Annotated in this window: 6 protein-coding genes; 4 read left to right on the top strand and 2 right to left on the bottom strand. The window is 42.7% G+C overall.

Annotated features, from left to right (window positions below; genetic code table 11):
* Positions 1 to 81 precede the first annotated feature (81 nt).
* Positions 82 to 1,026, bottom strand: a complete 945-nt coding sequence (locus tag IBX48_RS09835; protein WP_296833976.1) for a hypothetical protein — start codon at positions 1,024 to 1,026, stop codon at positions 82 to 84.
* A 122-nt stretch (positions 1,027 to 1,148) separates the two neighbouring features.
* Between IBX48_RS09835 and IBX48_RS09840 the strand changes: the two genes are divergently transcribed.
* The gene (locus IBX48_RS09840; RefSeq protein WP_296833979.1) at positions 1,149 to 2,450 is read left to right on the top strand and encodes an FGGY-family carbohydrate kinase; all 1,302 of its coding nucleotides are present in this window, start codon (positions 1,149 to 1,151) and stop codon (positions 2,448 to 2,450) included.
* On the top strand, positions 2,447 to 2,785 hold the full coding sequence (locus tag IBX48_RS09845; protein ID WP_296833982.1) for a HopJ type III effector protein: 339 nt from the start codon (positions 2,447 to 2,449) through the stop codon (positions 2,783 to 2,785). The genes IBX48_RS09840 and IBX48_RS09845 overlap by 4 nt, the downstream gene beginning before the upstream one ends.
* A 54-nt stretch (positions 2,786 to 2,839) precedes the next feature.
* On the opposite strand, the gene IBX48_RS09850 is transcribed toward IBX48_RS09845, so the two are convergent.
* Positions 2,840 to 3,601, bottom strand: a complete 762-nt coding sequence (locus tag IBX48_RS09850) for an HAD family hydrolase (protein WP_296833984.1) — start codon at positions 3,599 to 3,601, stop codon at positions 2,840 to 2,842.
* 242 nt (positions 3,602 to 3,843) lie between these two features.
* Between IBX48_RS09850 and dksA the strand changes: the two genes are divergently transcribed.
* Entirely contained in the window at positions 3,844 to 4,272 is a 429-nt protein-coding gene (gene dksA / locus IBX48_RS09855; RefSeq protein ID WP_296833987.1) for an RNA polymerase-binding protein DksA, read from the top strand.
* An 8-nt stretch (positions 4,273 to 4,280) separates the two neighbouring features.
* A partial coding sequence (locus tag IBX48_RS09860; protein ID WP_296833990.1) for a glutamate--tRNA ligase family protein occupies positions 4,281 to 4,556 on the top strand: 276 nt, incomplete at its 3' end.

Genomic DNA, 4,556 nt, shown 5'->3' on the forward strand with positions numbered 1-4,556 from the left:
GATTTAAATCCTGCAATTTTAATGAGTTTTAAGCGCATTCAGTTAGGTTTCTATTTGGTTAGATTAGGTTAAAGATTGTAATTAGCTCGTTGGAAGCGCTGATTCAGTATTCGGCTGCGCAATAGTGGTATCAAAATGATCCAGCTCCACTTTGAATAAACGCGACATCATCGTATGAATCATTTCGTTTATGTTCGTGCATTCTTGTTCGCCATATGTCGCATAACCCAATTCAAAATGACATTCAAATTCTGAGTAGGCTTGTGCGACCTCCAATATTCGACAACCAAAATCGCGTGACAATTGTTCGATGCCTGGGGCATCGGTGTCCGCCGCGACTAGAATAAAGGCTTTGTCGGTTACATAGAACAACATATCTGACTGACGAATACTATCAATCATGAGTTGCGCAAATAAATTTAATTTTTCTATATCCTTCATCTGCGGATGATTCAGCTCAACCAATTTAATCAACATCAAGGAATATGGGCGTTTATAACGCTTGCTGACGTAGTTTTGGTGTTTAATTATTTCGTAAAAGAATTTGCGTTTAAATAAACCCGTCACATTGTCAGTGACATTTAGTAAGTCTAAATTTTTATAGATGGTTTTGAGGTTTTTAAGGTGCGACATCATTTTTTCATAAATATGTTGCACCTCTTCAAATTCAAACTTTTGTTGCGTTTCGACAAAGGGATCAATTAAACGCAAGTGTGAAATATCATCACTCAATTCATTTAAAGCGGGTAATACATCATTTTCTAATAAGGATTTGAAACGCCGAAGAGTGACCAGCCAAAACACAAAAACAAACAACAATAGAAACAAGGGAATAACTAAAATAGAAATATCAGCTGAAAGCATGGCTTTTATTGAAAAACCCGACTCAAGCTGAACAAATACAATCGCAAATGCCAATAACCCCACTACAAGCATTGACACACCAAATGCAATAAAGGCCGAATGGGCGAGTGTTGCCAGCACTCGTTTGACTAAGGTGGTTTGATTCAAGGGTTTCTCAAGCATTATAAAGGCCAAAAAGTTAACTAACTTTGAAATTTTAGTGGATTATAGCGAAATAAAAAATAAATAAAACCTATAACCAGATAGGCGTAACTGAAAGTTTTCACTCTGCTAGAATTTTAAACATGAAAAATAACAAAACTCCACCATTCCCTATTATTCTAGGGTTAGACTTAGGTACTTCTGGCCTTCGAGCTGCTTTAGTTGAATCCGGCCAAATTCTCGCCGAGTTTTCGATGACCATGCCCTTGCCAGAACGCGATCAGCAACGCAGTCAGCAATCAGTTGATGTTTGGCAAACCGCTTTCAATAACATAATGAATCAGCTTCAACAGGCAGGTTGGACTCAAAAAATTGACGCCATTATTGCCGATGCGACCTCCTCCACGGTTTTGATCTGTGATCGTAACGGCCAAGCTACCAGTTTGGCGTTAATGTACGATGATAAACGCGCCCAATCTCAAGCCAAAAAAATCGCTCAAATAGCGCCCACGGACAGCGCTGCACGCGGTGCGAATAGTAGCTTGGCCAAGTTAATGTGGTTAGCCGATCACACCGCTGCGAACACTAAATATTTTATTCAACATCAAATTGACTGGTTAAATTTTCAGCTGTGTGGCGTGCAAAACATCACCGATGAAAATAATGCGCTTAAATTGGGTTACGATTCCATTCACCAGGCCTGGCCGCAATGGGTGAACGAACTCTGCCCCTATGAGTTACCCAAAGTGGTCAGTGCTGGCTCATTACTAGGCCATGTTAGCCAAAAGTTAGTTAACCAATGGCAATTTAAAGCCTCAACCCTGGTTTATGCCGGCACCACCGACAGTATCGCCGCCTTTTTAGCCTCAGGCGCAAGTCAAGTTGGCGACGCCGTGACCGCTTTAGGTTCGACTTTGGCTATTAAACAATTATCTAACACGCCTTTATTTGCCGCCGAATATGGTATTTACAGCCATAAACTTAAAGACAAGTGGTTGCTAGGTGGTGCTTCAAATGCGGGCGGTGCGGTATTATTGGCACACTTTAGCCTAGAACAACTTGAACAATTGATTCCGCAACTAAATGTTGAGCAAACCACCGGTTTAGCTTGTTATCCACTGAGCCGACCGGGAGAGCGCTTTCCAATTGCTGATCCAAATTTAGAACCTATCATCCCTAAAACCGATTCTGATGCCCAGCTTTTACAAGCTTTAATTGAGGGCTTGGTCGCAGTCGAAACCCAAGCCTATCGAAAACTTGAATCGCTAGGCGCGCCCAAACTGACTCGTGTTTATGGCGTGGGTGGCGGCACACGCAACCAGGCCTGGTGCCAGTTGCGCGCTTTAGCATTGCCCGCTACAATCGCTAAACCCATTTCACAGTCGGCCGCATTTGGCGTGACCTGTTTAATTGACCCTACTACTATTCAAGGAAACACCTTATGACGCTTGAGGATTTAATTGAGGCTCTAAATCGACACCCCGTTGATTTTAAGCAGGTGATGGACGTAATTGATGCCGAATACACCTTTACGCCCACCGCCTTCAAAAATGGCGAATTATTTAACGAAGCCGGTACGAACAACGGTTCATGTAAAATCTTTGCTTTCGCTAAACGGCATCAACTCTGCGAAACCGATACTTTAAATGCATTCGGCGATTTTTACACCCAAGATGTGTTGCTGCATCCCGATGGTGACAACCATCAAAATATCCGCAATTTTATGAAAACGGGTTGGCAAGGCATTGAATTTAAAGGACAAGCTCTAACAAAGAAGTAAGGATAATAAAGAACCAGGCCTGGTAGTTGCACCAGGCCTGGTGATTAGGCGGGATTAAGATTGGTGAATGTGTTTTACCAGCGCTAAATCAAGATAGGTTTGACCATTGGCATCGCCAGACAATACCTGGAAAGGTTGATCCGGTTCACCCATTTGATCGAGCACCAACTCGGCTTCTGAAAAGTCATCTTCTGCGGTGTAACCATTAATCGTAATAATGGTTTTTAGGTTCGCGCCTTTCGAAGATAAAATGCCGTTGCGTGAATCTTCAAACGCAATCGCTTGCTCCGGCTTTAAATTCATTTGCGCCAACGCCCAATCATAAATATCAGGCGCCGGTTTTTTGGCTGGCACAATATCGCCGGCTGCAATCACTTCAAACCACTTGATTGACTCGCCACCTAAGGTGTTAGATAGCAAGGCGGTGACATTTTCTGGCGTGGTGGTGGTAACAATCGCAATGCGCATGCCCGCCTCACGTGCTTCGTTAATTAAACGCTCAACACCCGGACGCAAAGGGATTTTTCCTTCAGCCATTAATAGGGTGTAAAAGTTGGTTTTAGACGCATGCAATCCTTTAACAAACTCATCGAAATTAGCGGGTTTTTCAAAACTCGTATTAAATTTTTCTAGATAATACTTGATTCGTTCTTTGCCACCGGTGACGGCTAACAATTCACCGTATAAGGCTTCGCTCCATTCCCAATCTAGACCTTCATCTTTAAAGGCCATATTAAAGGCGATACGGTGTCCGTCTTTTTCGGTATCCGCTAAGGTGCCATCTACATCAAACAATAATGCTTCTAATGCGGCCATAAAATTTCCCTCTATTTTGATTAAACCGCACGAATTCTGCTTTAAAAAAGGCTTAAATTCAAGCTTTATTAATAGCTTGGCGTCGCTTAACGGCCAATTTTACGAACGCTTGGTTGGTTTTTTTACGGATTTTTAAGCTTGTGGTGATGAAAAAAACCTGATATAAAACCTCGTCAAGTTTAAAGTTGGCATGGTTGCCGATATTTGAGTTGATATAAAAATAAGAAATTTTGGAGAGTTCTATGGAACAGTCAAGCAGCTTTATTGAAGATTATCCTCCCTATGTTCCAGAGGATGGTGAAGAATACATGAGTGCGAAAATGAAAGCCCATTTCCGCAACAAACTACTCGCTTGGAAAAAGCAGTTAATTAATGAAGCGGAATTGACCGTAACTCATTTACGCAGTGACTCTTCCACCCCAGCGGATCCTAACGATCGTGCCACACAAGAAGAAGAGTTTGCATTGGAATTGCGTACCCGTGATCGTGAACGTAAGTTGATTGCCAAAATCGATAAATCACTGAAAGAAATTGAAACCGGTGACTACGGTTATTGCAAAATCAGTGGTGACGAAATTGGCGTAGGCCGCATGGAGGCTCGCCCTACCGCTGATATGACGGTTGAAATGAAGCGTCAACAAGAAATCCGCGAAAAACAAGGCGTTGCATAACTCGCCTCATGACCTATGTCGGACGGTTTGCCCCGACCCCATCGGGGCCGCTTCATTTCGGTTCGCTCATTGCGGCGACCGCCAGTTATCTTGATGCCAAAGCCAATAAAGGCTTATGGCTCGTCCGAGTTGATGACTTGGATACTCCTCGAGTCGTTAAATCTTCCATCCCTCAAATTCTGCATCAGCTTGACGCGTTTGGTTTCGAGTGGGATCGTGAAATTTTTTATCAATCTCAATCTCAATCAGGATATTACCAGGCACTTGAAGGATTAGTTAACCAG

The organism is Thiomicrospira sp. (assembly GCF_014859555.1).
Taxonomy (GTDB): domain Bacteria; phylum Pseudomonadota; class Gammaproteobacteria; order Thiomicrospirales; family Thiomicrospiraceae; genus Thiomicrospira.